Source organism: Hymenobacter citatus (assembly GCF_014333615.1).
GTDB lineage: Bacteria > Bacteroidota > Bacteroidia > Cytophagales > Hymenobacteraceae > Hymenobacter > Hymenobacter citatus.
Genome location: NZ_JACSCY010000005.1, coordinates 230,946 through 254,685, shown reverse-complemented (window position 1 = coordinate 254,685; position 23,740 = coordinate 230,946). Strand labels below are relative to the sequence as shown.

Genomic DNA, 23,740 nt, shown 5'->3' with positions numbered 1-23,740 from the left:
AGGGGGGTAGGCTGGCAAGGTAACAAGATACGCAACGGCGCGGGCGGCGGGGCTACACGGCCACCGTTTCGGTGTATTGCTGCCCGAAGCGGTCCGTCACTTCCACCCTGATTTCCTTGGCGTCTTTGGAGGGGCGGGCGTAGAACAGGTGGTCCGTCAGGGTAGGGTCTACCCACTTGTGCTTGGCGGGGCGCTTGTCGCCGGCTTGCAGCTGCACGGCCATGGGGTCGAGGCTGGTTTGCTGGTGCATAGGCCCCTGGCGCTGGCCGTTTTCAAACCACACCACCTGCCACTCGGGGTCCCAGTTCCACACGTTCACCACAAAGTCGTCGGGGCGGTCGGGGTTGGCGCCCTTGGGGTAGCTGCGGAACTGGTGGTTGCGGTCCTTTCCAAACGACTTGTAGTACCACTTAATATTCGGGCCGTCTACCTCATACACGCCGTAGCCGCTGGGCGTGCCGTCGGTGCAGATGGGACCGGTCCACCAGGCGCCGCACACCGCGCCGTGGGTGTGCTCGATGGTGTTTTCGTGGAAGATTTTCTCGCACACGTGCGTGTGGCCCGACATGATGTGGGCTGTATAGGGCTTCAATAGCCGGTACAGCTCGTGGCGGTTAGCCACCACCCCACCCAGCGACTCGTCCTTGAGCTGGTTGCGGCGCTTGTCGCCGCTGTCGACGGGAATGTGCAGGGCCACCACCACCGTGCTGCCGGGCTTCACGTGGCTCAAATCCTGCTCCAGCCACTGCAACTGCGTTTCGGTCAGGTAGCCGATATACTTTTTGGGCGGGCCGATGAAGAACACATTGTCGAGCACCACGTAGTGCACCTCGCCGCGGTTGAAGGAGTAGTAGGTAGGGCCAAACAGGCTCTTGAACGTCTCGGCCGAGCCGTCGTCGGAGCGGGCTTTGATGTTCATGTCGTGGTTGCCAATCACCTGGAAAAACGGAATGCCGGTGATGTCCACGGCCTGCTTGTAGTCCTCAAACAGCTCAAAATGGTCCCACACCAAATCGCCGCAGCCAATGGCGAAGGTGTTGGGGCTGTTGTACTCGGCCGCCAGCGCCTTCAGATCGGGGGCCGACACTGTGATTAGCTCGTGCGTGTCCTTTTTGTCGATCATCTGCGGATCGGCCCACACCATAAAGGTGTGCTTGGTATCGTCGCCGGGCAGCTTTTGCAGGGCGAAATCGGCCGTCATCGACTTCTGGCCGGGCTTGATGGGCTGGTAGAACCGCGCCACGCCCTTCTCCTGCGGAATCTGGTAGCCGCGGGGTAGGGTGAGGTACACAAACTCGGTGGTGCTGTTGCTGGTCAGCGTGTAGCGGCCGCTCTGGTCGGTCAATACAATATTGTAGCCATCCGTGACGGGCACGCCGGCCAGGCCTTTGCCGCTGGTGTGCACGCGCCCTTTGATGGTAAGCGGGGCCAGATCGAGCTTGTGCGGGGCGGCTTTCGGCTCCGCTAGTTCAGCTACGGCGGCCGGGGCCAACGGCAGACTCACGCCCGCACTCAGCAGGCCCAGGCTTTGAAGGAATTTTCTGCGAAACATGTATCTGAATGTAGAGACGCGTACTCGCGTCTCGTCGTTGCTGATGTTGTTTATCTCGGCTTCCTGAATAGTTCTGGCGGGTGTCGTTCAACGCCGAGACGCGAATACGCGTCTCTACATCGTGCCCTCGCCTCCAACTCAGTTCTCGTAAATGGCAATATCATCCAGCCCCAAACGCCCGTTCAGGATGGCGGGCGGGGCGCTGGTGCCCAGGCCAAGCTTACTGATGCGGAAGCGCACGGGGCCTTCAATGTTCATCAGGAAGGTGATGGAGTGCTGCCAGTTGCCGGCATCGGTGATGGTAGGGCCGGTTTGCTGCCAGGTAGCGCCCTGGTCCTGTGAGTATTCCAGCATCCAGGAGCTGGAGGCATCGGTGTAATAGGCGCCGTAGAGCAGGGTCACTTTGCTGGCGCCGTTGGGCAGGTCGAACTTCATTTCTACCAGGCCCGACACGGTCAGGTTTTGCTGCATGCGCAGGCCCTGGGTGCCGGTGTACCGGTCGCGGCCGGCGGTGTTGCCCAGGATGGTCTGGTAGAGTTTCCAGGGACCGGTGCCGAAGGTCACGGTGTTGTCGGGCACGGCGGCGGTATTCATGTTGTAGCTGCCCTTGGTGCTCTGCGGCACCCCCTCGAAGCTCTCGGGGAAGCCCGCGTACACGGGGCCGCTGGGGTCGATGGCATCAGCAATAGTGCGCAGCCACAGCTGGGGTAGGGGCTGCCCATCGGCACCGGTAACCGCCACCGGAATACCCTGGAAAGTGGCGCTAGCCGGCACCCGGCGACTGGCAAACGTCGCCGTGGCCTCGGTGTGCAGCACCAGCTGGTTGCCGGAGCCGTCCACCAGGTTTTTGTCGCCGCTGTAGGTGACGCCCCCGGTAGGCGCGGGCGTGATGTTGCCACCCGTGACGCGCACCAGCGTGGCCTCGTAGGTGCCAGGCGAAGCGCGCAGGGCCTCAATGGTAGCCGCCTGCACCACCGGCTTATTGCCGCTGCTCACTTTGGTGATGTTGGCTGGCGACAGACCCGTAATGCGCAGGCCGCCGTTCTGGCTGGTGAGGGTAGCCCCGCTGATATCCACCACCACCGAGTCGCCCACGGCGTAGTTGAGGGAAGCGCCGTCCGGCATGGGTAGCACCAGCCCGCGCACCAGGCCTTTGCGGCGGTTTTGCACCACCACGGCCTGGGGGCCACCGGGCACGTTACGGCCGCTGGCGTCGGAAATCACGAGGCCCGCAATCTGGCGGGCGCCGGAGAGGTTGCCGTTGTCGAGCAGCACGTCGGTGCCTTTGTAGAGGTTGCGCACGTCGGCAATGGAGATAGTCGGGCTGGGTATGCCGGCGGCGTAGTCGGGGTTGTCTTCGAGGCAGCTACTCAGGGCAAGCGCGCTGAGTAGGAGGGTGAAAGGTAGGATGCGTTTCATGTTTTGAGCTGTTAGCTGATGGCTGATAGCTGGTAGCTTTTTTCGTTCTGGTAGAGAGCTTTCGTGTTTCTTCTAGCGGCGAGCTAACAGCTAATAGCCATCAGCTAATGGCTAGAAAAACCTAGTTCTGCCACCACACCTTGGTGTTCACATCATCCGGGCCCTGGTCGGCTACGGCGGCTTGGTAGCTTTGCTGATTCAGGCTTTGCACGTACACGGGGTAGTTGAGGCGGGCGGGCATCTTGCCGTCGTTGCGCACGCCTGCGCCGATGGGCAGCACTGGGTGGCCCGTGCGGCGGTACTCAAACCACTGCTGAAAGTCGGTGAAAAACAGGGCGTAGTACTTCTGCAAGTGAATCTGCTCCAGCTTGCGGTCCAGGGTGCTGGCGGGGTTCCACTGCACGTCGGAGTTATCGAAGTAGCCGGTGGGCACCGTGTAGCCCCAAAGCGTGATGCCGGCCGTGGTGCCGGCCTCGTAGTAGGTCTGGGCGTTGCCCGACACCCAGCTGCGCGCGGCGGCTTCGGCCAGCAGCAGCTGCACCTCGCCGTAGTTGAGGATGTTGCCCAGCAAGGGCTCGGTCATGAGGGCCGCGGGGTAGGTAGAGCCGACAGGCTGACTCTGCGTGATGGGGTCATAGCCGCTCGGAATACCCTCGTACACCCCCTGGTAGAGCGTCATCCACTTGGCCCGGCGCGGGTCGTTCCACTCGTTCAGGTTGTTCACAAAGAACTGGCTAAGGGAGCTGAACGACGAAAAATCGGCCGTGCGGAAGGTGGCGAACGGCGACTGGTAGGGCGCCGTGCCGGTCCAGCGCATGATGGCCGACTCCTCGTTGTTGCTGATGAGGGGGTAGGCGGCGGCGTTAGTGTTCACCATATCGCGCAGCTTGTCCTGGGGGCTCATGCCGTTGGCAAGGGCATCAGTGCGGTTGGAAACACGCATGAGCAGGCGCAGATAGAGTGAGTTGCCAAACTTGCGCCATTTCAGGGCGCTGCCCTGGTAGAGCGGGTCGAGCTGGCTTTGGTCGGCCGAGAGGTTGGTGCCGGCTTTTAGCAGCTCATTAGCTTCTTCTAGCTTGATAAACAGGTCTTTGTAGATGTCTTCCTGCTTGTCGAAGGAGGGTTGCAACAGCCCCTCGCGCCCCCTAATAGCCTGGGAGTAGGGCACGTCGCCAAACGTATCCGTCAGAAGCGACACTGTCCAGACCTCCAGGATGCGGGCAATGGCTTTGAAGGTAGGGCTGTTCACGGCCTCGGCGCTACGGTACAGGTCGCGGAAATCGGTGAGCTGGGTGTACCAGCCGTTCCACATGTAGTCGGCCTCCGAGGGGCGCACCACGTAGCGATGAATGGCGTCGCCCTCGTTGCGCGTCACCTGCACCTGCATCAGCTCGTTGGTGATGCGCTTGGCGCGGTCCATGTTGCGCTTCACCAGGTCTGTGAGGGCCGGGGCCAGCAGCGTTTCCGGTATCACGTTGGGGTTCTGGTTTGGGTTCACATTCAGCTCCTCAAAGCCGTCGGTGCAGGCGGGTAGGGTAGCCGCGCTGGTGGAAGCGAGCAGCAGCCAAGTGAGTAGTTTGATGGTTTTCATGAGGTTGTGCTTTTTCGGTCTTCGTGCTGGCGTCCGCGGTGTCCCAGGGTTGAAACCCTGGGCTATGTAGAGGGTAGGGCGGTGATTTTCCGCTGATTAGCCCAGGGTTTTAACCCTGGGACGCCTGAGGGTCAAATCCCCACCGTCAGATTCACCCCAATGGTGCGGGTGCTGGGGAACTGGCCTAGCTCGTAGCCCAGGCTCACGGTGTCGTCGTTCAGGGTGCCGAACTCGGGGTCGTAGGCGGGCCACTTGGTCAGGATGTACAGGTCGCGGCCGTAGAGGCCGATGGTGGCCTGCGTGAGCTTGAAGCGCTGCAACAGGCTGGCGGGTAGGGAGTAATCGATGCGGAGCTCGCGCAGCTTCAGGAAATCGGTGCGGAACAGGTTGGCCTCGATGTTGTCGCGGCCGTAGTGCTGGGAGTAGTAGGCGGGCACGTTCTCGGCCACCACGTCGTTGGGGCGGAAGGTGCCGTCGCCGTTGTCAATCACGCCGTTGCCGATGATGCCGTTGTAGCGGCCGGGTAGGGTGAGCTTGGTTTTGCCTTGCTCGGCCAGCACGGCATTGGTCATGGAGTAGGCTTTGGCGCCAAACTGCCCGTCTACCAGCACATTCAGGCGCACCTGCTTGTAGCGGAACTCGTTGCCGATGCTGGCCTTCCACTTGGGTAGGGCCGAGCCCAGCAGCATCACGTCGTTGGTGAGCTGGGGTAGGCCGTTGCGGTAGATGATCTGGCCGTCGGGGGCGCGCAGGTAGCCGCGCCCGTAGATGGCGCCCATGTTGCCGCCAGGCCGGGCCTCCACCGTGCCGCGCCCGCCGGGGCCGCGCTGAAGCTGGTAGGTAAACACGCTGTCGGCCAGCTCTACCACCTTGTTGCGGTTGGCGGTGTAGGTGCCAAACATCTTCCAGCCAAAGCCCGAGGGCCGCGCCAGTATCTCAGCATTGGCCTGAATCTCAAGGCCCTGATTGCGTACCAGACCGGCGTTCAGCACTGAGTAGTTGTAGCCCGAAGCCCTATCCACGGGCACTTCCAGAATCTGGTCGTAGGTATTGTTGCGGTACACGGCCACGTCCAGCCCGATGCGGTTTCGCAGGAAACGCAGGTCCAGACCCAGCTCGGTGCTGCGGGTGCGGCGCGGCTTCAGGCCGGGGTTGGCAATAGAGCCGGGGTTGCTCAGGCCCGACGGAAAGCCCGTGGCTACGGCGTAGGTGTATGCCGTGCGGTAGGGCACCGTAGTGCCGCTACCCACCTCAGCCCACGAGCCGCGCACCTTCGCAAAGGATATCACCTCCGGCAGCTTCACCACCTCCGATACAATGCCGCTGAGGCTCACCGACGGGTAAATCGGAATTTCCGTCACGCCGTTCACGCTGGCCAGGGTGCTGCTCCAGTCCTTGCGGGCGGTCAGGTCGAGGTACAGAAACTTGTTGTAGGCCACCGTCGCCAGGCCGTAGAAGCTGTTCACCGCAAACTCGGCGCGGTAGGGTAGGGTGATGGGTAGGTCGCGGCTGTTGGCGAAGGAGAAAATGCCGGGATAGAGCAGGCGCTCGGCGCGCAGCTCGTCCTTCACGTAGCGGTTGCGCAGACGGCTGCCCCCACCCGAGGCGCTCAGCTCAAATTTGCCCACCGTGCGGGCGTATTGCAGCAGGAAATCGTGGTTGACTTCCTGCGAGAAGATGTTCTGGGTGCGGTACATGCCCTCCTTGTAGCGCTCCGTGTCCTTGGGGCGCTGCTGCGAGCGGGCCTCGTAGGAGTAGTCCAGGGCCGAGCGCAGCATCAGGTTCCAGTGCTGCCCAAACTTGTAGTTCACCTGCACGTTGCCGGTGAGCGTGTTGCGGTTCGATTTGTTCAGCATCTCGTAGGCAATCAGGTAGGGATTGTCGATGAGGCTGCTGAAGGGGCTGCGCTGGGTGATGTTCTCGGCGCCCGGCAGCCAGTAGTCCTTCCACCAGTTCAGGTTGGCGTTGGGCACCTGAAACATGTTCCAGTACATAATCGTCTGATTGTTGTAGCCGGTGCTGGGCAGGTTGTCGCTGTAGCGGTTGGTGTAGTTGGCCTTGGCCGAGATGCGCAGGCGGTCGGTCAGCTTGTGGTTCAAGGACAAGGCCACCGTGTTGCGCTTGTAGCCCGTGTTCGGAATAATCCAGGTATTCTGGAGGTTGGTCAGCGACAGACGGGCCGTGGTCTTGTCAGTACCGCCATCAATAGAAACCGTGTTGACGAAGGTTTTGCCGGTCTCGAAGAAATCCTTGCGGTTGTTTTTGTAGGGCACCCAGGGCGTGCGCTCGGTGGCCGTGGTGTTGGTGGCGGGGTCGTACTGGTAGAACTGCTGCCCATCAAACTTCGGCCCCCAGGCCGAGCTGGTGCTGCGCGTGCTGGGGCCGTCCTCGGTGGCATTATAGGAGTAGTAATTCTCGCCCGCCGAGCCCTGACCGTACTCGTACTGAAAGTCGGGCCAGCGCGAAATCGTCTCAATCGAGCTGTTCGAGTTGAACGTGACGCCGATGCCCCGCTTGCGCGACTTGCCCGATTTGGTGGTGATAATCACGGCCCCGTTGCCGCCGCGGGCGCCGTACAAGGCCGTGGCCGCCGGCCCCTTCAGCACCGACACCGACTCAATGTCCTCGGGGTTGATGTCGTTGAGACTGGTACCGAAGTCCACCGGCGACTCGCTCTGGAGGTAGGCCGAGCTGCCGGTGCCGGTGTTGCGGTTCGAGCCGCCCAGCACCACGCCGTCCACCACAATCAGGGCGTCGTTGTCGCCGGCCAGCGAGCTTTCCCCGCGCAAGATGATGCGGTTGGTACCGGCTGGGCCGCCGCCCGAGCGCACCAGATTCAGCCCCGCCACCTTGCCCGACAGTGCATCGGTCCAGTTGTTGGATTTAGCCTCGGTCAGTGCCTCGTTGTCGAGTTTTGTGACGGCGTAGCCCAGCGCTTTTTCCTCCCGCTGAATGCCCAGCGCCGTTACTACTACCTCGTCCAGACTAGTAGCGTCCTCGCGCAGCACCACATCGTAGGTAGCTTTGGTTTCTACCCGCACCTCCTGCGTGGTGTAGCCAATGAAGCTGAATAGCAGCACCTGGCCCGGCTCGGCGCTCAATTGGTAGCGGCCCTCGGCATCGGTTACGGTGCCGGTGCTAGTGTCTTTGATGCGGATGGACACGCCCGGTAGGCCTTGGCCCTGGCTATCCAGCACGCGGCCGCTCACGGACTTAGGCGCGGCCGGGCGGCTGGCTTTCAGCACAATGCGCTTGTCCTGCACCTCAAACTGCACGCCCGCCTGCGCGGCCACTTGGGCCAGCACTGCTTCCAGGTTGCTGTGCGGCGCCTGCACGCTGATGCGGCGGCTCAGCAGCTGGCCCTGGCCCGCAAACAGGAAGTGGTAGCCGGTTTGCCGCTCAATACTGGTTAGCACTTCGCTCAGCGGCTGCTGCTGCACTTGCACGGCACAAGGCACGGCGCTGGGGCGCGTGGTCTGATCTGCGGTGGCAGCGGCGGGGGTGGCCGTGGCGCTCAGCACCGTGAGGCCCAGGCCCAGCAGGGTAGGGCGCCAGTGGCCGGTTCGTTTCGAGTACCTCGTTTTTTTCATACACTTGTGCGTGAGCGTTTTTCTTTGAGCTATTGGCTGTTAGCTATTAGCCGTTAGCGCTTGATTCTGTATGGCAAAACTCTTAACCTGCTGTATTTCAATGAAAAAGCTAATAGCTAACAGCCAGCAGCTAGCAGCTCAATCTTGGGTGCTGAGGTAGATGGTCTGGCCTTCGCGGCGGTAGGTGATGGGGCCAGCCTCCTGCAAGGCGGCCAGCACCTGGGGTAGGGGCTCGTTGCGGAAGGTGGCCCACAGGCGCACGTTGGCCGTGGCTGTATCGGCAAACACCAGTTTCACGCCGTAGAGGCGCTCAATCTGGTCGGCTACATCGGCCAGCTTTTCATTCTGGAAAATCAGGTGGCGCTGCCGCCAGCCCGTCACGCGGGCCGCGCTGAACGGCTGCCGGTACATGCGCCCCGTGCGGTGGTCGGCCAGCAACTGCTGGCCCGGCGCGAGCTGGTAGGTGGTCTGCTGATCCAGCACTTCCACCTTCCCTTCTAGTAAGGATACCGCCACCTGGGCCGCGCCGGGCCGGGCCTGCACGTTGAAGCGCGTGCCCAGCACCCGCGTAATGAGGGTGCCGCTGTGCACCCGAAACGGCCGGTGCGGGTTCTTGCTAACCTCAAAAAACGCCTCGCCCTCCAGGTACACCTCGCGGCTGGTGGCCGCAAATTGGGTAGGGTAGCGCAGCCGGCTTTGTGGGGCCAGCGTCACGCGGGAGCCATCGGGGAGGCGCAGGGTGCGCTGCTGGCCGGCCGAGGTGCGGGCCAGGCGGTAGGTAGGGGTTGCGGGGGTAGGACGGCGGTAGATCAAGATGCCTACCCCTGCTACCAGCAGTGTCAGGAGTGCCCACAGCGCCACGCGGTAGCGCCGGGCTTTGGCGGAGCGCAGCTGGTGCTGGGGGGGTGGCGTTGGGGCCGTACCGGCCAGTTCCGGCCGGGCTTTCAGGCGGCGCAGGGCGGTAGCCGTTGCGGCGGGCGCGGGGGGCGTCTGGCTGTGCTGCCACACGGTTTTGAGCTGCTCGAAAGTCTGCTCGTTTTCCTGGGAGGCGGCCACCCAGGTGGCCAACTGGTCGTTTTCCTCGGCCGAGGTCTGGCGGGCCAGGTAGCGGGTGATGAGCAGGTACGATTCTTCTGGTTTCAACGGAGGCCGAGCGGCTGGTTACGCTGCCGCTCATGGGTATAGACGCCCCCGCCCGCCCGGCTCGTGACACGCCAAAGCAGGCTTAACCGAATCGTAACAACCGTAATATTGTGGTAACGTAGTGGCCCGGTACCTCGCGTCACTAAGAAGCTTCTGTTTGCATTAGTTAGAAGGGTCGCCAGAACGGTGTAGAGACGCATATTTGCGTCTCGTCGGCCGCGCCGTGTGCACAAAATTGTTCAACGACGAGACGCAAGTATGCGTCTCTACACCGTTCTGGCGACCCTTCTAACTAATGCAAACAGCTTCTACACTACCTGGCCCATGCTACACCTCATCCGCACCACTTCCGAGCACCCCGATTTCCGCGCCCTCGTGCAACTCCTCGACCACGACCTTGCCGTGCGCGACGGCGCCGACCACTCGTTCTATGCGCAGTTCAATAAAATTGATGCCATCCGCCACGCCGTAGTAGCCTACCTCGACGATGAGCCCGTGGGCTGCGGCGCGTTCAAGCCTTATGCAGAAAAACAGGTGGAAATCAAGCGGATGTATGTGCAGCCTGCTTGTCGTGGGCAGGGCGTGGCACCCGCCGTGTTGGCCGCGTTGGAAGCTTGGGCCAACGAATTGGGCTACCGCGGCTGTGTGCTCGAAACCGGCCTCAAGCAACCCGAAGCTATCCGACTGTATGAGAAAAGCGGCTACCAGCGCATCCCCAACTACGGGCAGTACGTGGGGGTAGCGAACAGCGTATGTATGGAGAAGGCACTGTAGCCATTCCGGTTATCAGGGTTGAAAACCTGGGCTACGGAGTGGGTTAGGCGGCAACGCAGAAAATGCTGCATTGCCTAGGGTCTCAACCCTTGGGCCAACTACCGCACGCCCGACACATGAAGTGCTTCTTTCAGAAAGCGCAACGCCCGGAACATGTGGGTTTTCACGGAGTTCAGCGAAATGCTGAGTAAGTCGGCAATTTCCTCGTAGGTGAGGCCCGCGTCGCGGTGGAGCTGGAACACCTGGTGGGTGCGGGCGGGTAGCTGCCCAATGAGCCGGTGCAGGTGCTCGTGCAGCTCTTGGTAGGCTAGCTGTTCGTCGGGGCGCAGGTGGGTGGCTTCGGGCTGGTGCTGGGGTAGCTTGTCGGCTACGGCTATTTCCTGGGCAGTGCGGCGTTGCTGGCGTAGCCTATCGAAGCAGCGGTGGCGCACGGCAGTGTAGAGGTAGGCGGCCACCGAGCCCTGCACCACGAGCTGGGTGCGGCCGGTCCAGAGGGTACAAAACACGTCGGCCGTCACGTCCTCGGCGGCATCGGTGGGGTAGGGCAGCAGGCTGGTGGCGTAGCGCAGCAGGCCGGCGTAGTGGCGGGCAAACAGCGCGTCGAAAGCGGCCTCGTTGCTGAGGGCCAGCGCCGTAAGTAGCTGCTGATCGGAAGAGCTGGGTGCGTAGGTCATACCAGCAGACAAAGCTACCGGGTGGTAGTATACGGCTACGTTATGCTTTCATTACCCAAAGATGAACAACCCGGCCAGGGTAACGAAGTCAGGTAGTGATGCCTACGTATAGGCCGGACGCCAACCTTTTCGCGGTCAAGTCAGTATCAACAAACAGTCCTGACCCTACAGGTCAGCTAGATGCTCTCTCACTCTCTCCCCTTGTATAGTCATGAAAAACTACCGCTTTTTCCTTCCGTTTTTTCTGTTTGTGCTCATGTTCTCGGTCAGCAGCTGCGATGCTATTGTAGGCATCTTCAAAGCAGGTGCCTGGACGGCCGTTGTGGGTATTTTCCTGGTGGTGCTCTTGCTCTGGTGGATTGTAAACCGGATGCGCCGCCCGTAGTAACACCTTGCTACCCAGCACAAAAAAAGGCACCCAGTGGGTGCCTTTTTTTGTGCTGGGTAGGGTAGGGCTAGTTTTTTACAACGCGCACCGTAGTGGCACCCTGTGAGGTTTGCAGGCGCAGCAGGTACATGCCACCGGGCTGCTGTGTGAGGTCGAAGGAGAGTAGGCTGGCAGCCGACAGGGTAGCCACGCGCGTACCCACACTGTTGTAGATTTCGCCGCTGAGGAAGGTAGCGTCGGCGGGCGTCAGCAGCTGAAAGTGGCTGCTGCCGGGGTTGGGTACCACGGCCCAGGTGCCGGCCGCGCCGCGCAGGGCACTCACGGCCACCACCGGGGAGTAGGCCGTGGTACCGTCCAGGTCCGTCTGCCGCAGGCGGTAGTAGGCCAGCGTAGCAGGCGCATTCTGGTCGAGGAAGGTATAGTGGTGGCGCGTGGTTGAGGAGCCAGCCCCCCCTACCTTCCCAATAACCACAAACTGCAGCCCATCCAGGCTACGCTCCACCGTGAAGTAATCGTTATTTTTTTCGCTGGCCGTGGCCCAGGCGGCTGTTACGGTCGCGCCGGTGCGCTGGGCGTTAAACGACACCAGCTCTACCGGCAACACGCTGCCGGGGTTGGATGACACCACAAAGGGCGAGAAACTGGTGATACCGGCGCGGGAAAGCCTGTAGCTGGCGGCAACCGTTCCAGCGGCGGCATTGGCGGGCGTACCCTGGTCAAAGACGCCATCTTTGTAATGGCTGATGTAAGACTTGGCCCGCACGAAGGCATAGGTGCCAGTGGCTTCGTCGGTGCTGTTCCACTGCAAGGTCATCGTCACATCAGAGTTGCCGGTCACTTCTTCGTCTACCAGCCATGTTCTCTTCACGTTCTGGTTGGTCACAGCCTTGGTGCCGGTTCCGGTGGCATCATACGAGGAGTACATATCATCCAGCACGCGCACGCCAAACACGTCCTCGTTGCGGGCAGTGGTACTGTTAGGCTGCTTCAGCCACATGGGAGTATAGCTGGTAGCAGAAGCGCCTACCGGATACAAAACGTCTGCGCCGCTGTTGGGTACCGACTGCCGCAAGGCGCCCTTGCCATTGGTAACCAAGTAGGTAGATGCTGAGGCGCCCGAGACGGTGGCGCCGCGCTGTAGCGTCAGGGTGTAGTCGCCTAGGGTGAGCTTGGAGCCGAGAGCCAGAGCGTTTGTAACCAGTACGTTACCAGCCAGCGTTTTTTCAGTGGGGTTGGATAGCTTCAACTGTCCATACTGCCCCGGCAACACACGGGTAGCGGCATTGGTGGCCATATACTCAACCATACTGGTATAATCCAGCGCACCCAGTGTGAAGGAATAGGTAGGTCGTTTCACCTGTAAAGTAGCGTTGGCCAATAGGTCGATGGTGGCGTTGATGTCGTCGTTGTCGTCCAGAAACAGGGTAGTAGCGGTACCGGCCGCGTCGCCTACTATCACTTTAGAGTTAGTGCCACTCACCGTCCAGGTGTCGGCGGCGGGGTAGTTGGCGGCGCCCCGGATGCGGCTGTTGGCACTGCTGCCCCGCACGTAGTATACGGTATTGGGGGCCGTAAAATCGGCAGGGTTCGTACCCGTGCCATCGATGTTGGTACCCCAGGAGGTAGTCAGGTTCAGCTCGGCGCTAGTTGAGGAGTAGAATATATTCGTCTGCGGCGTTATCACCACATCATCGATGCTGACGCCGTTGCCGTTGGTGGTAGAGTTGAAGGTGTAAGACCAACGAATCATTATCTCGCTATCGGCCGGCAGCTCAATGCCGCTGAGCGTCGTTTTGGCTACTCGGCGGTTCGTTGCGGAGTTACCGTCGCGCGGGGCAATGGTAGTGGTCGTAGAAGGAGCATCTACATTCAGTGCCGAAATGGGCTTCCAAGTGCCGGCAGTAAGCGACGTAATGGCGGCCGTGCTGGTTTGATAATCTACCAGTACCTGCGCCGATTTATTGATGCCTGAATTGTACCACTGTTCCATCACATACGCAATTTCCAGGTTGCGAATAGTCTTGCTTGTACCATTCTTGAGCCGGATACCAATGTACCCCGTACCGGGAGCTGTGGTGCTGGAGGCTACCCCACCAAACGCCCGCTCCGGGTCGTCGGCATAGCCGAAATGGTACCAGTTCTGTACTGGTTGGCTGCCATCGGCATTGGCACCACTGCTGGGGCCTACCGTGGTGGGTGCAAAGCTGGTACCACCCAAAAAGGTAGCAATAGCATACACACCTGGAAAGGTAGTGTTGGAACCGAATGTGGCTGTACCCGTGCCAAAACCATCAAAGTTCTGCGTGTACGGACCCAGGTTGGTGTCTGTGAAGGTGTACTGTGCCTGAGCTTGCCAGTTTGCCAGGCAGAAAAAGGCTGCCAAAGCAACTCCTAAGAGAGATTTCATCTACTTCCTATCTGAATAATCAACTTCTTTTTCCCAAATCAAGAATAAATACAATATATTCTTCCTTATTTGGGTCTTGCAAAAGTATCTGATTGATAATATTATATCTTAATTATTAGGTGATAAATCAATTATTATATTTGAATAATGATAAAATGAGTCCTTTTTATAGACGGTTTTCTATTTTTGGGACAATAAAAAAAGCCCAACTCCTAGGAGTTGGGCTTTGAGAGGAAGAACGGTTCTGCTATTTCTTCGGCTGACGTGAAGGCATGGTGCCAATGATATGGTCCCAGAGGGTAGTGCTCACGCCAAAGGCCTCATCCTCTTGTCGGTAGTGGTGCATAGCATGGTGGTGCCACCAGAACTTCAGGAAATTCTTGGGCGGCGCATACATATGAATAGCATAATGCACAAAGAGGTAGAGCGCATACCCAAACACGAAACCCGCCAAAATGCCGAAACCAGCGTTGCCAAAGGTGAAGCGGAAGATGAAGAACAGCAGCGAGGCCACAAACACCGTCAGGATGGGCGGCATGGCCAGGCGGGTCTTGTCTTTGGGGTACTCGTGGTGCACACCGTGCATGGTATACTGAAACTTGGCCCGGCCGGGAGTAGAGGGCTCGATGTGGTACACGTAGCGATGTACCAAGTACTCGGCCAGCGTAAACAACAGCCACCCGCCCAAAAACAGCCCAAATGCCGAAAGTCCTGTGAGCAGACCCCGGCTCAGGCTATAATACAGGCTAACCGCTGCCACGGCGAAGAAAATGCTGAGGGGGCCTGCTATATGCGTGTGCGTGAGGCGCTCCAACACAGGATTCTGAAACAACTGCGCCGAGCCTTTGGCTTTCGGCTTCACAGTGGTAGCAGGCTTCTTTGCGGGGGCAGCTTGTACCTCAGGTTGGGAGGAGGATGTAGCGTTCATAACAGAATAATCGTCTGAATTCAAGGTCAAAAGTACGCAGCCTGACGCAAACGCCATGCCTGCTCACTCTCGGGGCTGCCACCTACGCCGTAGTACGAAAACGGTCAATGAGTTCACGCACAGCGGGTAACGTGCAGGCCGGTGGTGAGCAGCGAAGGGGTGCGCGCTCGTAAAACTCTTGGCGGGCGCGTAAGGTTTCGTCTAGGCGCAGCAGGAGGGCGGCTTCGTCGCGGGCAGGGGCCAGTAGGGGGCGCGTAGCGGCGGCCCGCAACACCCGGCGCAGCAACTCACTGGTAGGCACGGCCAGATAGAGCGTCAGGCCGGTTTCGAGCAGTAGATCGAGGCTGTTGTGAAAGCAGGGCGTGCCGCCGCCGGTAGCCAGCACCAGTCGAGGGTACTCCTGCAACACCAGCCGCAAAATGGCCGCTTCCCGCTCACGAAAGTAAGCTTCACCCTCCGTCTGAAAAATATCTACCACCGTGCGGCCCTCACGGCGCACAATTTCTGCATCCAGATCCACAAAAGGCACCTCGTAGGCCACGGCCAGTCCCCGCCCCAGGGTAGTCTTACCCGCTCCCGGCATTCCAATTAAGTAAAGTCGCATGAGGTGAAGTGGTGAGATGGTGAGTAGTGATATGGTGAGAGGTGAGATGGTGAGTAAAAAGATGCCTGTCATCCTGAGCTTGCGAAGGACCTCGTGCTCACAGAACGAGTCGTTGGTACGCCTGCCGTTCAGGCATGATAAGGTCCTTCGCGCTGCTCAGGATGACAGGCATCTTTTTATTCACCATCTCACAATTTGACCCTTGGGTCGAGTACGGCATACAGCATGTCGACCACGATGTTGATGGCCACGAACAGGAAGGCAATGAACAGGGTAGCCCCCATCACAACGGGGAAATCTAGGTTCTCAACGGCGCGCAACGTAATGGTGCCCAGGCCTTTCCAGTTGAAGATGTACTCAATAAAGAAAGCGCCCGCCATCAGCGAAGCCAGCCAGCCCGATACGGCCGTTACCACTGGGTTCAGGGCGTTTTTTAGGGCGTGCCCTACCACCGTGTGGTAAGACGAAAGCCCCTTGGCCCGCGCCGTGCGGATGTAGTCCTGGCTGAGCACATCCAGCATAGACGAGCGTGTGAGCTGGGTGATGATGGCCAACGGCCGGATGCCCAGCGCGAAGGCGGGTAGCAGCAAGTTGCGCAGAACCAGGTGGTTGCCCGTAAACGGGTCGGTTTCGTAGAGCTGGCCCGTGAGGTTGAGGCCGGTCCAGTGGCTCCAGTAGAACCCGAACGTCATGGCAATGAGGATGCCCGCCACAAAGGACGGCACCGAAATACCCAGCACTGATGTGGTAATAAGCGTACGGTCGAGCCAGGAGTGGGGCCGCAGCGCCGCCAGAATGCCGAATAGAATACCCAGTACCGCTGCCAGCAGCATAGCAGCCAGCGCCAGCCACAGGGTGCCCGTGAAGTGGTCGAGCAGGATGCTGAGTACGTCCTTATTGCTCTGAAACGAGCGACGCAGGTAGGGCGCTTTCAGTACCAGTGCCTTGCTACCCAGCGGCAGCAGCGCAACACCCCCGTAGCGCGCTACCGCGGCCGAGTCGCGGGCATGGATGCCCAGCGGGGAGGCATCGTTGAGGTAGCCCAGCAGCTGGGCGGGTAGGGGCTTGTCGAGGCCCAGGTCGGCGCTGATGGCGGCGCGGGTGGCCGGGTCGGAGCGCTGGCCGGCCAGCAGGGCCACCGGGTCGCCGGGCAGCACGTTGAACAGAAAAAACACCGTCACGGCCACCCCAATCAACACCAAAATGCCCTGGCCCAGCCGACTGAGTAAGAAAGAAAGCATTCGGTTTTCGTGTTCACTTTCTACACCTGTCATCCTGAGCTTGCGAAGGACCTTCTCACGGCAGAACGACCGTCATAACAACGACTCGTTCTGCCGTGAGAAGGTCCTTCGCAAGCTCAGGATGACAGGTGAAAAATAGTCAATTAAAGAAGCCCTTCCAGCTTGGCGCGGGTAGGGATGTCGTGGTAGTGGAACTTGCCTTTCACTACCCCATTCTGCAGCAGCAGAAAACCAGGGTCGGATCGGATGATGGTTTTGAGCACGGTAGCGTCGGCGTAGTACACGGGCGCCACCAGGTTCACGTCGTGGCGGAACACATCGAAGTCGGCGGGGCTGCTGCTGGTGACTACCAGCGGCATCAGCTTCTTCTTCGACGAGTCGGCAGCCAGCAGCAACTGGTTGATCTGCTTGAACCGGTCCCGGTCGGCACGCTCCACGCTCTGCACAATCAGCACCAGCTTATTGCCTTTCAGCAACTCTTGGGTATAGTCGCCTTCATCATTCCACACCCGGAAATCCGTAATCTTGGGGCCATCATTCGGATTAAGGGCCACCATCTCCTTGAACTTCCAAGTGGTATCGGTAGGGTAGTCGGTGAACTCCTGTTCCGCGCCGTTGCGCGTCATGATGTACTTGTAACGCAGCGGGGCTGAGGGCTGCATCAGCTTGCCAATGTCGTTGCCGACCTTATAAGGGCGAAAATCGAAGTAAGGCAAGTGGCCCAGCGCATACACCCCAATCCCCGCCGACACGGCCGTGGCAATGGTGATGTACATAATTCCCAGCTGCCCAGGTGCGTAGGAGTAGCGTAGGTGGCGCTGCCCACGGTAGACCACCACCCACAGGCCCAACAGGATCATGTCCTTCGTGAACGAGGCCCAGGGCGTCAGCTTCAGGAAGTCGCCGAAGCAGCCGCAGTCCGTCACTTTGTTGAACGCGGCCGAGTAGAACGTGAGGAAGCCAAAGAACACCAGCAAGACCAGCAGCACCCACAGCGTTTTGCGCAGATACCAGCGCAGCAGCAGCGCCACGCCCAGTACCACCTCCAAGGTGCTAAGAATGATGGCCAGCGTGCGAGCCACATTGCGGAAAATCAGGAAAAAGGAGCCAAAATCCTGGGCAAACACCTCGAAGTATTCTTCCAGTTTGAGGCCCGTACCGACCGGGTCGTTGAGCTTGATCAGGCCCGAGAAGATGAACACGATGCCCAGCAGCGCCCAACAAATGCGCGTAATCAGTTTCATATGGTAGGGTCTTGGGGTCTTAGGAGCTTGGGGTCTTGGTGTGGTGCGGGAGCTATTGCGCAAGGTACGCCACGCACGCCAATACGGAAATGGTAGGGTAGAGGGCGTATGTCATTTCGATCAGCGGGAGAAATCTCGCGTGCTGGCACGTTGAACGTCATGCTGAGCCTGCCGTTCAATAGTTAGCTACCGCGGCTCGAAATAACATCCAAGACCCTAAGTCCCCAAGCCCCCAAGCCCCATTTTAATCAACACAAACACCGCATAGTTGAGCATGTCGCGGTAGTTGGCTTCTACGCCTTCCGAAACCTGGGTATGGCCCGCCAAGTCTTCGATCTGCTTGGTGCGGTGCAGCTTCATCAGGATGATGTCGGTGATGCTGGAGATGCGCATCTGCCGCCAGGCCTCGCCGTAGTCGTGGTTTTTGGCGAACAGCAGCTGGCGGTTGGCCTCTATTTCCTGGTCATAGGCAGCGGCTACCTCCTCGGTGGGTAGGTCCAGGGGGGCGTCGGTAGGCAGATGCAACTGCAGCAAGGCAATCACGCAGTAGTTGATGATGGCCACAAACTCTTCCTCCACGCCATCGGCTACCAACTGCGTGCCTTTCTCCTGAATGGAGCGAATGCGCTGAGCCTTAATGTATAGCTGATCGGTGACGGAGGGTAGGCGCAGGATGCGCCAAGCCGTGCCGTAGTCGTGGGTTTTGGCCAGAAACAGCGTGCGGCAGCGCGCAATCACCTGGTCGTACTCGTGCTGGGTTTGCGTTTGCAAGGTTTTCAACCTATTTTGTTGGGAAACGAAGGCGTCTGTCATCCTGACGAAGGAAGGACCTTATGACAGCAGAAGGAACCGTGGGCACGATACTCGTTCTATCTCCATAAGGTCCTTCCTTCGTCAGGATGACAGACGACCCACCCCGAAACTATGCTCCAGGCTCCGCAAGATACGTGTTTTTCGCCGAGGCAAACCCTGCGCTGCCCCCATGGCCGGGTGCTGGATTTGAGCCGCCCGCAGGTGATGGGCATTCTCAACCTCACCCCCGACTCCTTCTTCGAAGGTAGCCGGGTGGGGTCTGATGCCGACCTGCTGCGCCGCGCCGAAGCCATGCTGCAAGCCGGTGCCGCCGTGCTCGATTTGGGCGGCTACTCCTCCCGCCCCGGCGCCGAGGACATCAGCGCCGACGAGGAAAAGCGCCGCGTGGTGCCCGCGGTGGAAGCAGTGCGTCGTGCCTTCCCCGAGGCGTTTATTTCTGTGGATACCTTCCGGGCCAGCGTGGCCTCCGAGGCCGTGGCCGCCGGCGCCGATATCCTCAACGACATCAGCGGCGGCACCCTCGACGATGAAATGCTGACCACCGTGGGCCGCCTGCACGCGCCCTACGTGCTGATGCACATGCGCGGCACGCCCCAAACCATGATTCAGCATACTGAATATAGTGGCGACATCGTTACGGAGCTCGTGCGTTACTTCCGCGACAAGCTCACCCAGCTGCGCTCCTTTGGGGTGCGCGACGTACTGCTCGATCCTGGCTTTGGGTTTGCCAAAACGGCTGCCCAGAACCACGAGCTGCTGCGCCGCCTACCCGAGCTGCACGTACTGGGCCTACCTATCCTAGCCGGGCTGTCGCGCAAAGCCATGTTGTACAAACCCTTCGGCCTCACGCCCGATGCCGCCCTTACCGGCACGGTGGCCGTCAATACCATTGCCCTGCTCAACGGTGCCCGCCTGCTGCGCGTACACGACGTAGCCGAGGCTATGCAAACCATACACCTCGTATCGAACACCTACCCCGCCCACCCTTCCTTTCCACTTTCCCCGTGAGTAGCTCTTTTGCCATCGGCTTCCTGCGCGTCGGCTGGATCGACGTTGTCGACGTGCTGCTCGTGACGGTGCTGTTCTACCAGCTCTATAAGCTACTGACGGGCAGCGTCGCTCTCAAGATTTTCCTGGGGCTGATGTCGCTTTACCTCACCTATCTGGTAGTGAAGGCCGCCGGTATGGAGCTGCTAACCAGCATCTTGGGGCAGTTTATGAGCGTGGGCGTTATTGCGTCGGTGGTGCTGTTTCAGCAAGAAATCCGGCGGTTTTTACTGAATATCGGCAAGGCTACGGCCCTGGAGCGGTTGCGTACGTTCTCGTGGCGCCGCGAAACCGGCGGGCAGCGTATGAGCATCACGCCGTTTGTGGAAGCAGCCAAGAGCCTCTCGGGTAAGAACACGGGCGCGCTCATCGCCTTCACCATGTCTACGGAGCTGAAGTTCTACGCCGACTCCGGCGACCTGATTGACGCGGCCATCAGCAAACGCCTGCTAATGAGTATTTTCAACAAAACCAGCCCCCTGCACGACGGCGCCGTGATTATCGCCAATGGCCGCATCAACGCCGCCCGTTGCATTCTACCCGTAAGCGAAAATCCCGATGTGCCCGCCTCCATGGGCCTGCGCCACCGCGCTGCCATCGGCCTTACCGAGGTAACGGATGCCGTGGTACTAGTGGTAAGTGAGGAAACCGGGCAGGTGTCGTTGGTACGCAGCGGCGAAGTATTCCGTAACCTCGCCCCCGCCGACCTGCGCGCCCGCCTCAACGAGTTCCTGTTCAACGCCGCGCCCCGCGCTACCGCCACGCCTTCTGCCGATGTAGCGGCGTAAGAAAGCAGTCGGATTTCCGGGTTCAGCGTCCTGAGCCCGGAAATCCGGCTGCTTTCTTACGAGGGTCAACCGTGCTATCCTACTTGCAAAAGAGAAGCGGGCTCCTGGTTGTCACTGGCACAGAAAAGGTAGGAAGGACGACGTGCCGTTTAGGGTGTATTGGTCACTACCTGGCCGGGCGTGGTTTCGGCAGCGGCACTCCGGTCTTTCAGCGTGCCCAGTTCCTGCCCTACCTCCACGAAAGCGGCAATGGCCTTGTCCAGATGCTCGCGGGTGTGGGCGGCGGAGAGCTGCACCCGAATGCGGGCCTGTCCCTGCGGCACCACGGGGTAGTAGAAGCCCACCACATAAATACCTTTTTCCAGCATTTTGGCCGCAAACTCCTGGCTCAGTTTGGCATCGTAGAGCATTACGGGCACAATGGGATGCTCACCGGGCCGGATGTCGAAGCCGGCTTCGGTCATTTTCTCGCGGAAGTACTTGGTGTTTTCCTCCAGCTGGTCGCGGAGCTGGGTGCTTTCGGTGAGCAGTTCCAGCACGCGCAGCGAAGCACCCACAATGGCCGGGGCCAGTGTGTTACTGAACAGGTAGGGCCGGCTGCGCTGGCGCAGCATATCAATAATCTCTTTGCGGCCCGAGGTGAAGCCACCCATGGCGCCACCCAGGGCCTTGCCCAGGGTGCCAGTGATGATGTCTACGCGGCCCATCACGTTGCGGTACTCGTGGGTGCCGCGGCCAGTTTTGCCCAGAAAGCCCATGGAGTGGCACTCGTCAATCATCACCAGCGCCTCGTATTTATCGGCCAGGTCGCAGATTTTATCGAGCTGGGCAATGGTGCCGTCCATCGAGAACGAGCCGTCCGTCACGATGATGCGGTGGCGCGTGCCTTTGGCCTGGGCGTCCTGGAGCTGCTTTTCCAGGTCCTCCATATTGTTGTGCTGGTAGCGGTAGCGCTGGGCCTTGCACAGGCGCACCCCGTCGATGATGCTGGCGTGGTTGAGCGCATCACTGATAATAGCGTCCTGCTCGTTGAACAGCGGCTCGAATACACCGCCGTTGGCATCGAAAGCGGCGGCGTAGAGAATAGTGTCTTCGGTGCCCAGAAACTCGGCCAGCTTCTGTTCCAGTTCTTTGTGAATATCCTGCGTGCCGCAAATAAAGCGCACCGACGACATGCCGTAGCCGTGCGTATCGATGGCCGCTTTGGCTGCCTCAATCACCTCGGGGTGCGATGACAAGCCCAGGTAGTTGTTGGCGCAGAAGTTCAGCACGTCGCCCGCTTCCTGGGTTTCAATTTCGGCGCCCTGGGGCGAGGTGATGACGCGCTCCTTCTTGTAGAGGCCGTTGTCTTTGATTTCCTGAAGCTGTTGTTCGAGGTCGGGTTGCAGGGTAGCGTACATAGATAAAGAGTGACTGAGTGGCTGAATGACTGAATGAGCGAAGCCTGGGCTTCATGACGCCGGTGGGGTAGGGGCGCCGGGTAACTTGGGTAAAAATACAGAAGTCGGAACATTGCCGACGGTAACATGCCGTTTGCAACGACCCGACTTCCATTTGCTTACTGACTCCGGAAAGGCTATAAAACCATGCTTACCGCGCCGCTACGTCGGCTTTCAGCAGGTTCGGGAAGGCCTTGCGGAACTTCTCCACCTTGGGCCGCGACACGTTGGCGATATAGCCTTGGTTGGGATTCTCGCGGTAGAAGCCTTGATGGTAGCCCTCGGCGGGCCAGAACTTCTGCATGGGTACTACCTGCGTTACCACTGGCGCGCTGCCATAATGATGGGAGGCGTTGACTTTCTTGATTTCGGCTTCAATCTGCTGCTTTTCCTGGGGCGTGCGGTAGAAAGCCACCGAGCGGTATTCCGGACCATGGTCGGGGCCCTGATAGTTCAGCTCCGTGGGGTTGTGAGCACCCAGAAAGAACACGTCAAGCAGCTGCTGGTAGCTCACCTGCTTGGGGTCGTAGTACACCTGCACCGACTCGGCGTGGCCGGTTTCCTGGCCAGCTACTTCCTCATAGGTAGGGTTTTGCGCTTTGCCACCGGCGTAGCCCGCTAGGGTTTCGCGTACGCCACGCACCTCCCGGAAAGTTTCCTGTACGCTCCAGAAGCAGCCGCCGGCAAAGGTAGCCACAGCCAGGCCTTGGGTGTTTTTGGGTAGGGGCGCAGGTTTTAGCGCGCTGGCCGGCTGTTGTTGTTGAGCGCAGGCGGTAGAGGCCACCGTGGCCAGTACCAGCAGAAAGGATTGGAAGAGTTTCATACGAAAAGCAAGAAAAGACCAAAGCGGACCGGCAAACATGCCGGCCCACCACAGGTACATACGTCTTCTTCAACAAACCGGACTGCAAAAAAGCTCCTGCGTAGTAGCCTGTTACCGATTAGTGTGGGTAGGGCCGGTTGCTCAGCGGCTCGCCCGGTTTCGGCCAAAAAATGCCGCGGCACCATCCCGGCCGCTCTGTACCAACTGTTGCTTCTGCGCTGCCGTCATGCGCTTGATTTTGGGGTTGAAACCGGCCGTGCTAATGCTCACTGTGCGGGGCCAGTCTTGGGGTTGGGCGGGGTTCAGGTTTTCAATAGAAAGCGAATAGAGCGCCCCCATATAGGAGCCGAAGTTCTGAATGGGGTAGGGAGCCAGCTGCTGCCGGCCGCTGGGCAGCGTGTCCAGGGCAATCTGCTCGGCACGGTCGAGGCGCAGGCCCAGGGTTTCGGGGTTGGGGGTAGGGGTAGCCGCCGGGCCGGTGCCGGCCGGCTGGTAGCGCGGGGCATCGAACAGGTCGATGGGGTAGTTGGCCAGCAGGCCGCCATCTACCAGCACGTGCACCGGCTGCCCTTTCGCGGGGCGCGTTACCACGTGGCCTTGCATATCCAGCAGCACCGCCCGGAAGTACAGCGGAATGCTCATGCTGATGCGCACGGCGTCGGCTACGCGCAGGTCGGGATGGGTTTCGTAGCTGAACACCTGCACGCGCTGGGTAGTCAGGTTGGTGCCCGTGGTGTATAGGTCGCGGTAGCGGGTGGGTTGCGCCAGCGCCAGCTGGTGCAGCTGGCCCAAAGTAAGGTAGGGCTGCTGGGTTTGCTGGCCCACCAGCTCGCTCAGGTACTCCGTAAACTGGTCGCCGCGGTACCAGCCGTACTGCTTCAGCAGGCGGTTGCTACCCCCGAAGAAGATAAAGCGCCCGTCGTTGAGGCGCTGCACCGGCGTGCGGTCGATAATGTCGATAATCTGCTGGGGTGAGTAGCCCACGGCCAGCAGCGCCGCCTGAATAGCTCCCGCCGATGTGCCCCCTACCCGCCGAATGTCCGCCAGCACGCCCTGCTCTTCCAGCACCTGCAACGCGCCCCCGTAGGCAATGCCGCAGATGCCGCCACCCTCCATCACCAGGTTGCGGTAGGGGGCACTTGGTTGCGCCAGCAGCGGGAGAACAAGAAGCAGCAGAAACAGAACGGCACAGCAGCGCAGCATACAGCGTATTTAAGAAATGATATTTGGCCTTTCAATATAAGAAAAGGGAAAGTCGAGAAGGTGAATGTGCGC

The 23,740-nt window shown here is 60.0% G+C and carries 19 protein-coding genes; 4 read left to right on the top strand and 15 right to left on the bottom strand.

The genetic code is table 11. The features are described 5' to 3' along the window. Positions 1–52: 52 nt before the first annotated feature. From H8B15_RS09225 to H8B15_RS09205, 5 genes are all read right to left on the bottom strand, one after another. Positions 53–1,552, bottom strand: coding sequence for a calcineurin-like phosphoesterase C-terminal domain-containing protein (locus H8B15_RS09225; protein WP_187319387.1), 1,500 nt, complete (start codon positions 1,550–1,552; stop codon positions 53–55). Between the two features lie 138 nt (positions 1,553–1,690). Further along, positions 1,691–2,971, bottom strand: a complete 1,281-nt coding sequence (locus H8B15_RS09220) for a DUF5689 domain-containing protein (RefSeq protein WP_187319386.1) — start codon at positions 2,969–2,971, stop codon at positions 1,691–1,693. 121 nt (positions 2,972–3,092) lie between these two features. Beyond that, a complete protein-coding gene (locus tag H8B15_RS09215; RefSeq protein ID WP_187319385.1) occupies positions 3,093–4,562 on the bottom strand; it encodes a SusD/RagB family nutrient-binding outer membrane lipoprotein in 1,470 nt (489 codons plus the stop codon). A 131-nt stretch (positions 4,563–4,693) separates the two neighbouring features. Further along, a complete protein-coding gene (locus tag H8B15_RS09210) occupies positions 4,694–8,152 on the bottom strand; it encodes a SusC/RagA family TonB-linked outer membrane protein (protein WP_187319384.1) in 3,459 nt (1,152 codons plus the stop codon). 138 nt (positions 8,153–8,290) lie between these two features. Continuing rightward, complete coding sequence (locus H8B15_RS09205) at positions 8,291–9,295, bottom strand: FecR family protein (RefSeq protein WP_187319383.1); 1,005 nt, start codon at positions 9,293–9,295, stop codon at positions 8,291–8,293. A 324-nt stretch (positions 9,296–9,619) separates the two neighbouring features. Between H8B15_RS09205 and H8B15_RS09200 the strand changes: the two genes are divergently transcribed. Then, on the top strand, positions 9,620–10,069 hold the full coding sequence (locus H8B15_RS09200; RefSeq protein WP_187319382.1) for a GNAT family N-acetyltransferase: 450 nt from the start codon (positions 9,620–9,622) through the stop codon (positions 10,067–10,069). Positions 10,070–10,167: 98 nt separating this feature from the next. Here H8B15_RS09200 and H8B15_RS09195 read toward each other — a convergent pair whose 3' ends face one another. Next, a complete protein-coding gene (locus H8B15_RS09195) occupies positions 10,168–10,743 on the bottom strand; it encodes an RNA polymerase sigma-70 factor (protein ID WP_187319381.1) in 576 nt (191 codons plus the stop codon). Positions 10,744–10,954: 211 nt separating this feature from the next. Between H8B15_RS09195 and H8B15_RS09190 the strand changes: the two genes are divergently transcribed. Next, on the top strand, positions 10,955–11,128 hold the full coding sequence (locus tag H8B15_RS09190) for a hypothetical protein (protein ID WP_187319380.1): 174 nt from the start codon (positions 10,955–10,957) through the stop codon (positions 11,126–11,128). Between the two features lie 70 nt (positions 11,129–11,198). Here the strand turns inward: H8B15_RS09190 and H8B15_RS09185 are convergent, their stop codons facing one another. The 6 genes from H8B15_RS09185 to H8B15_RS09160 form a co-directional block, all read right to left on the bottom strand. After that, positions 11,199–13,538 carry a T9SS type A sorting domain-containing protein gene (locus tag H8B15_RS09185; protein ID WP_187319379.1) on the bottom strand — a complete coding sequence of 780 codons (2,340 nt, stop codon included), beginning with the start codon at positions 13,536–13,538 and terminating at the stop codon, positions 11,199–11,201. A gap of 247 nt (positions 13,539–13,785) precedes the next feature. Beyond that, positions 13,786–14,466: a sterol desaturase family protein gene (locus tag H8B15_RS09180; RefSeq protein ID WP_187319378.1), complete on the bottom strand. Its 681-nt coding sequence runs from the start codon at positions 14,464–14,466 to the stop codon at positions 13,786–13,788. Positions 14,467–14,548: 82 nt separating this feature from the next. Beyond that, on the bottom strand, positions 14,549–15,070 hold the full coding sequence (locus H8B15_RS09175) for a shikimate kinase (protein WP_187319377.1): 522 nt from the start codon (positions 15,068–15,070) through the stop codon (positions 14,549–14,551). Positions 15,071–15,258: 188 nt separating this feature from the next. Further along, the gene (locus H8B15_RS09170) at positions 15,259–16,311 is read right to left on the bottom strand and encodes an ABC transporter permease (RefSeq protein ID WP_187319376.1); all 1,053 of its coding nucleotides are present in this window, start codon (positions 16,309–16,311) and stop codon (positions 15,259–15,261) included. Between the two features lie 143 nt (positions 16,312–16,454). Continuing rightward, entirely contained in the window at positions 16,455–17,555 is a 1,101-nt protein-coding gene (locus H8B15_RS09165) for a BT_3928 family protein (protein ID WP_187319375.1), read from the bottom strand. A gap of 216 nt (positions 17,556–17,771) precedes the next feature. Continuing rightward, on the bottom strand, positions 17,772–18,326 hold the full coding sequence (locus H8B15_RS09160) for a DUF1599 domain-containing protein (protein ID WP_187319374.1): 555 nt from the start codon (positions 18,324–18,326) through the stop codon (positions 17,772–17,774). A 153-nt stretch (positions 18,327–18,479) separates the two neighbouring features. Here H8B15_RS09160 and folP point away from each other — a divergent pair, with 153 nt between their 5' ends. Together folP and cdaA are read left to right on the top strand one after the other, a co-directional pair. Continuing rightward, the gene (gene folP / locus H8B15_RS09155; protein WP_187319373.1) at positions 18,480–19,376 is read left to right on the top strand and encodes a dihydropteroate synthase; all 897 of its coding nucleotides are present in this window, start codon (positions 18,480–18,482) and stop codon (positions 19,374–19,376) included. Next, complete coding sequence (gene cdaA / locus H8B15_RS09150; protein ID WP_187319372.1) at positions 19,373–20,203, top strand: diadenylate cyclase CdaA; 831 nt, start codon at positions 19,373–19,375, stop codon at positions 20,201–20,203. Before folP ends, cdaA begins: the two co-directional genes overlap by 4 nt. A 149-nt stretch (positions 20,204–20,352) precedes the next feature. Here the strand turns inward: cdaA and kbl are convergent, their stop codons facing one another. The 3 genes from kbl to H8B15_RS09135 all read right to left on the bottom strand — a co-directional run bounded on the left by kbl (position 20,353) and on the right by H8B15_RS09135 (position 23,668). Beyond that, positions 20,353–21,603 (bottom strand): glycine C-acetyltransferase, encoded by a 1,251-nt coding sequence (gene kbl, locus H8B15_RS09145; protein ID WP_187319371.1) that lies wholly within the window; start codon positions 21,601–21,603, stop codon positions 20,353–20,355. A gap of 190 nt (positions 21,604–21,793) precedes the next feature. Continuing rightward, a complete protein-coding gene (gene msrA / locus H8B15_RS09140; protein WP_187319370.1) occupies positions 21,794–22,465 on the bottom strand; it encodes a peptide-methionine (S)-S-oxide reductase MsrA in 672 nt (223 codons plus the stop codon). Positions 22,466–22,606: 141 nt separating this feature from the next. Further along, on the bottom strand, positions 22,607–23,668 hold the full coding sequence (locus tag H8B15_RS09135) for a patatin-like phospholipase family protein (protein ID WP_187319369.1): 1,062 nt from the start codon (positions 23,666–23,668) through the stop codon (positions 22,607–22,609). Between the last annotated feature and the right edge of the window lie 72 nt (positions 23,669–23,740).

Coding starts and splice junctions, on each gene's coding strand:
- H8B15_RS09225 (WP_187319387.1), bottom strand. CDS start 1,552: ATGTTTCGCAGAAAATTCCTTCAAAGCCTGGGCCTGCTGAGTGCGGGC.
- H8B15_RS09220 (WP_187319386.1), bottom strand. CDS start 2,971: ATGAAACGCATCCTACCTTTCACCCTCCTACTCAGCGCGCTTGCCCTG.
- H8B15_RS09215 (WP_187319385.1), bottom strand. CDS start 4,562: ATGAAAACCATCAAACTACTCACTTGGCTGCTGCTCGCTTCCACCAGC.
- H8B15_RS09210 (WP_187319384.1), bottom strand. CDS start 8,152: ATGAAAAAAACGAGGTACTCGAAACGAACCGGCCACTGGCGCCCTACC.
- H8B15_RS09200 (WP_187319382.1), top strand. CDS start 9,620: ATGCTACACCTCATCCGCACCACTTCCGAGCACCCCGATTTCCGCGCC.
- H8B15_RS09195 (WP_187319381.1), bottom strand. CDS start 10,743: ATGACCTACGCACCCAGCTCTTCCGATCAGCAGCTACTTACGGCGCTG.
- H8B15_RS09190 (WP_187319380.1), top strand. CDS start 10,955: ATGAAAAACTACCGCTTTTTCCTTCCGTTTTTTCTGTTTGTGCTCATG.
- H8B15_RS09185 (WP_187319379.1), bottom strand. CDS start 13,538: ATGAAATCTCTCTTAGGAGTTGCTTTGGCAGCCTTTTTCTGCCTGGCA.
- H8B15_RS09180 (WP_187319378.1), bottom strand. CDS start 14,466: ATGAACGCTACATCCTCCTCCCAACCTGAGGTACAAGCTGCCCCCGCA.
- H8B15_RS09175 (WP_187319377.1), bottom strand. CDS start 15,070: ATGCGACTTTACTTAATTGGAATGCCGGGAGCGGGTAAGACTACCCTG.
- H8B15_RS09170 (WP_187319376.1), bottom strand. CDS start 16,311: ATGCTTTCTTTCTTACTCAGTCGGCTGGGCCAGGGCATTTTGGTGTTG.
- H8B15_RS09165 (WP_187319375.1), bottom strand. CDS start 17,555: ATGAAACTGATTACGCGCATTTGTTGGGCGCTGCTGGGCATCGTGTTC.
- folP (WP_187319373.1), top strand. CDS start 18,480: ATGCTCCAGGCTCCGCAAGATACGTGTTTTTCGCCGAGGCAAACCCTG.
- kbl (WP_187319371.1), bottom strand. CDS start 21,603: ATGTACGCTACCCTGCAACCCGACCTCGAACAACAGCTTCAGGAAATC.
- msrA (WP_187319370.1), bottom strand. CDS start 22,465: ATGAAACTCTTCCAATCCTTTCTGCTGGTACTGGCCACGGTGGCCTCT.
- H8B15_RS09135 (WP_187319369.1), bottom strand. CDS start 23,668: ATGCTGCGCTGCTGTGCCGTTCTGTTTCTGCTGCTTCTTGTTCTCCCG.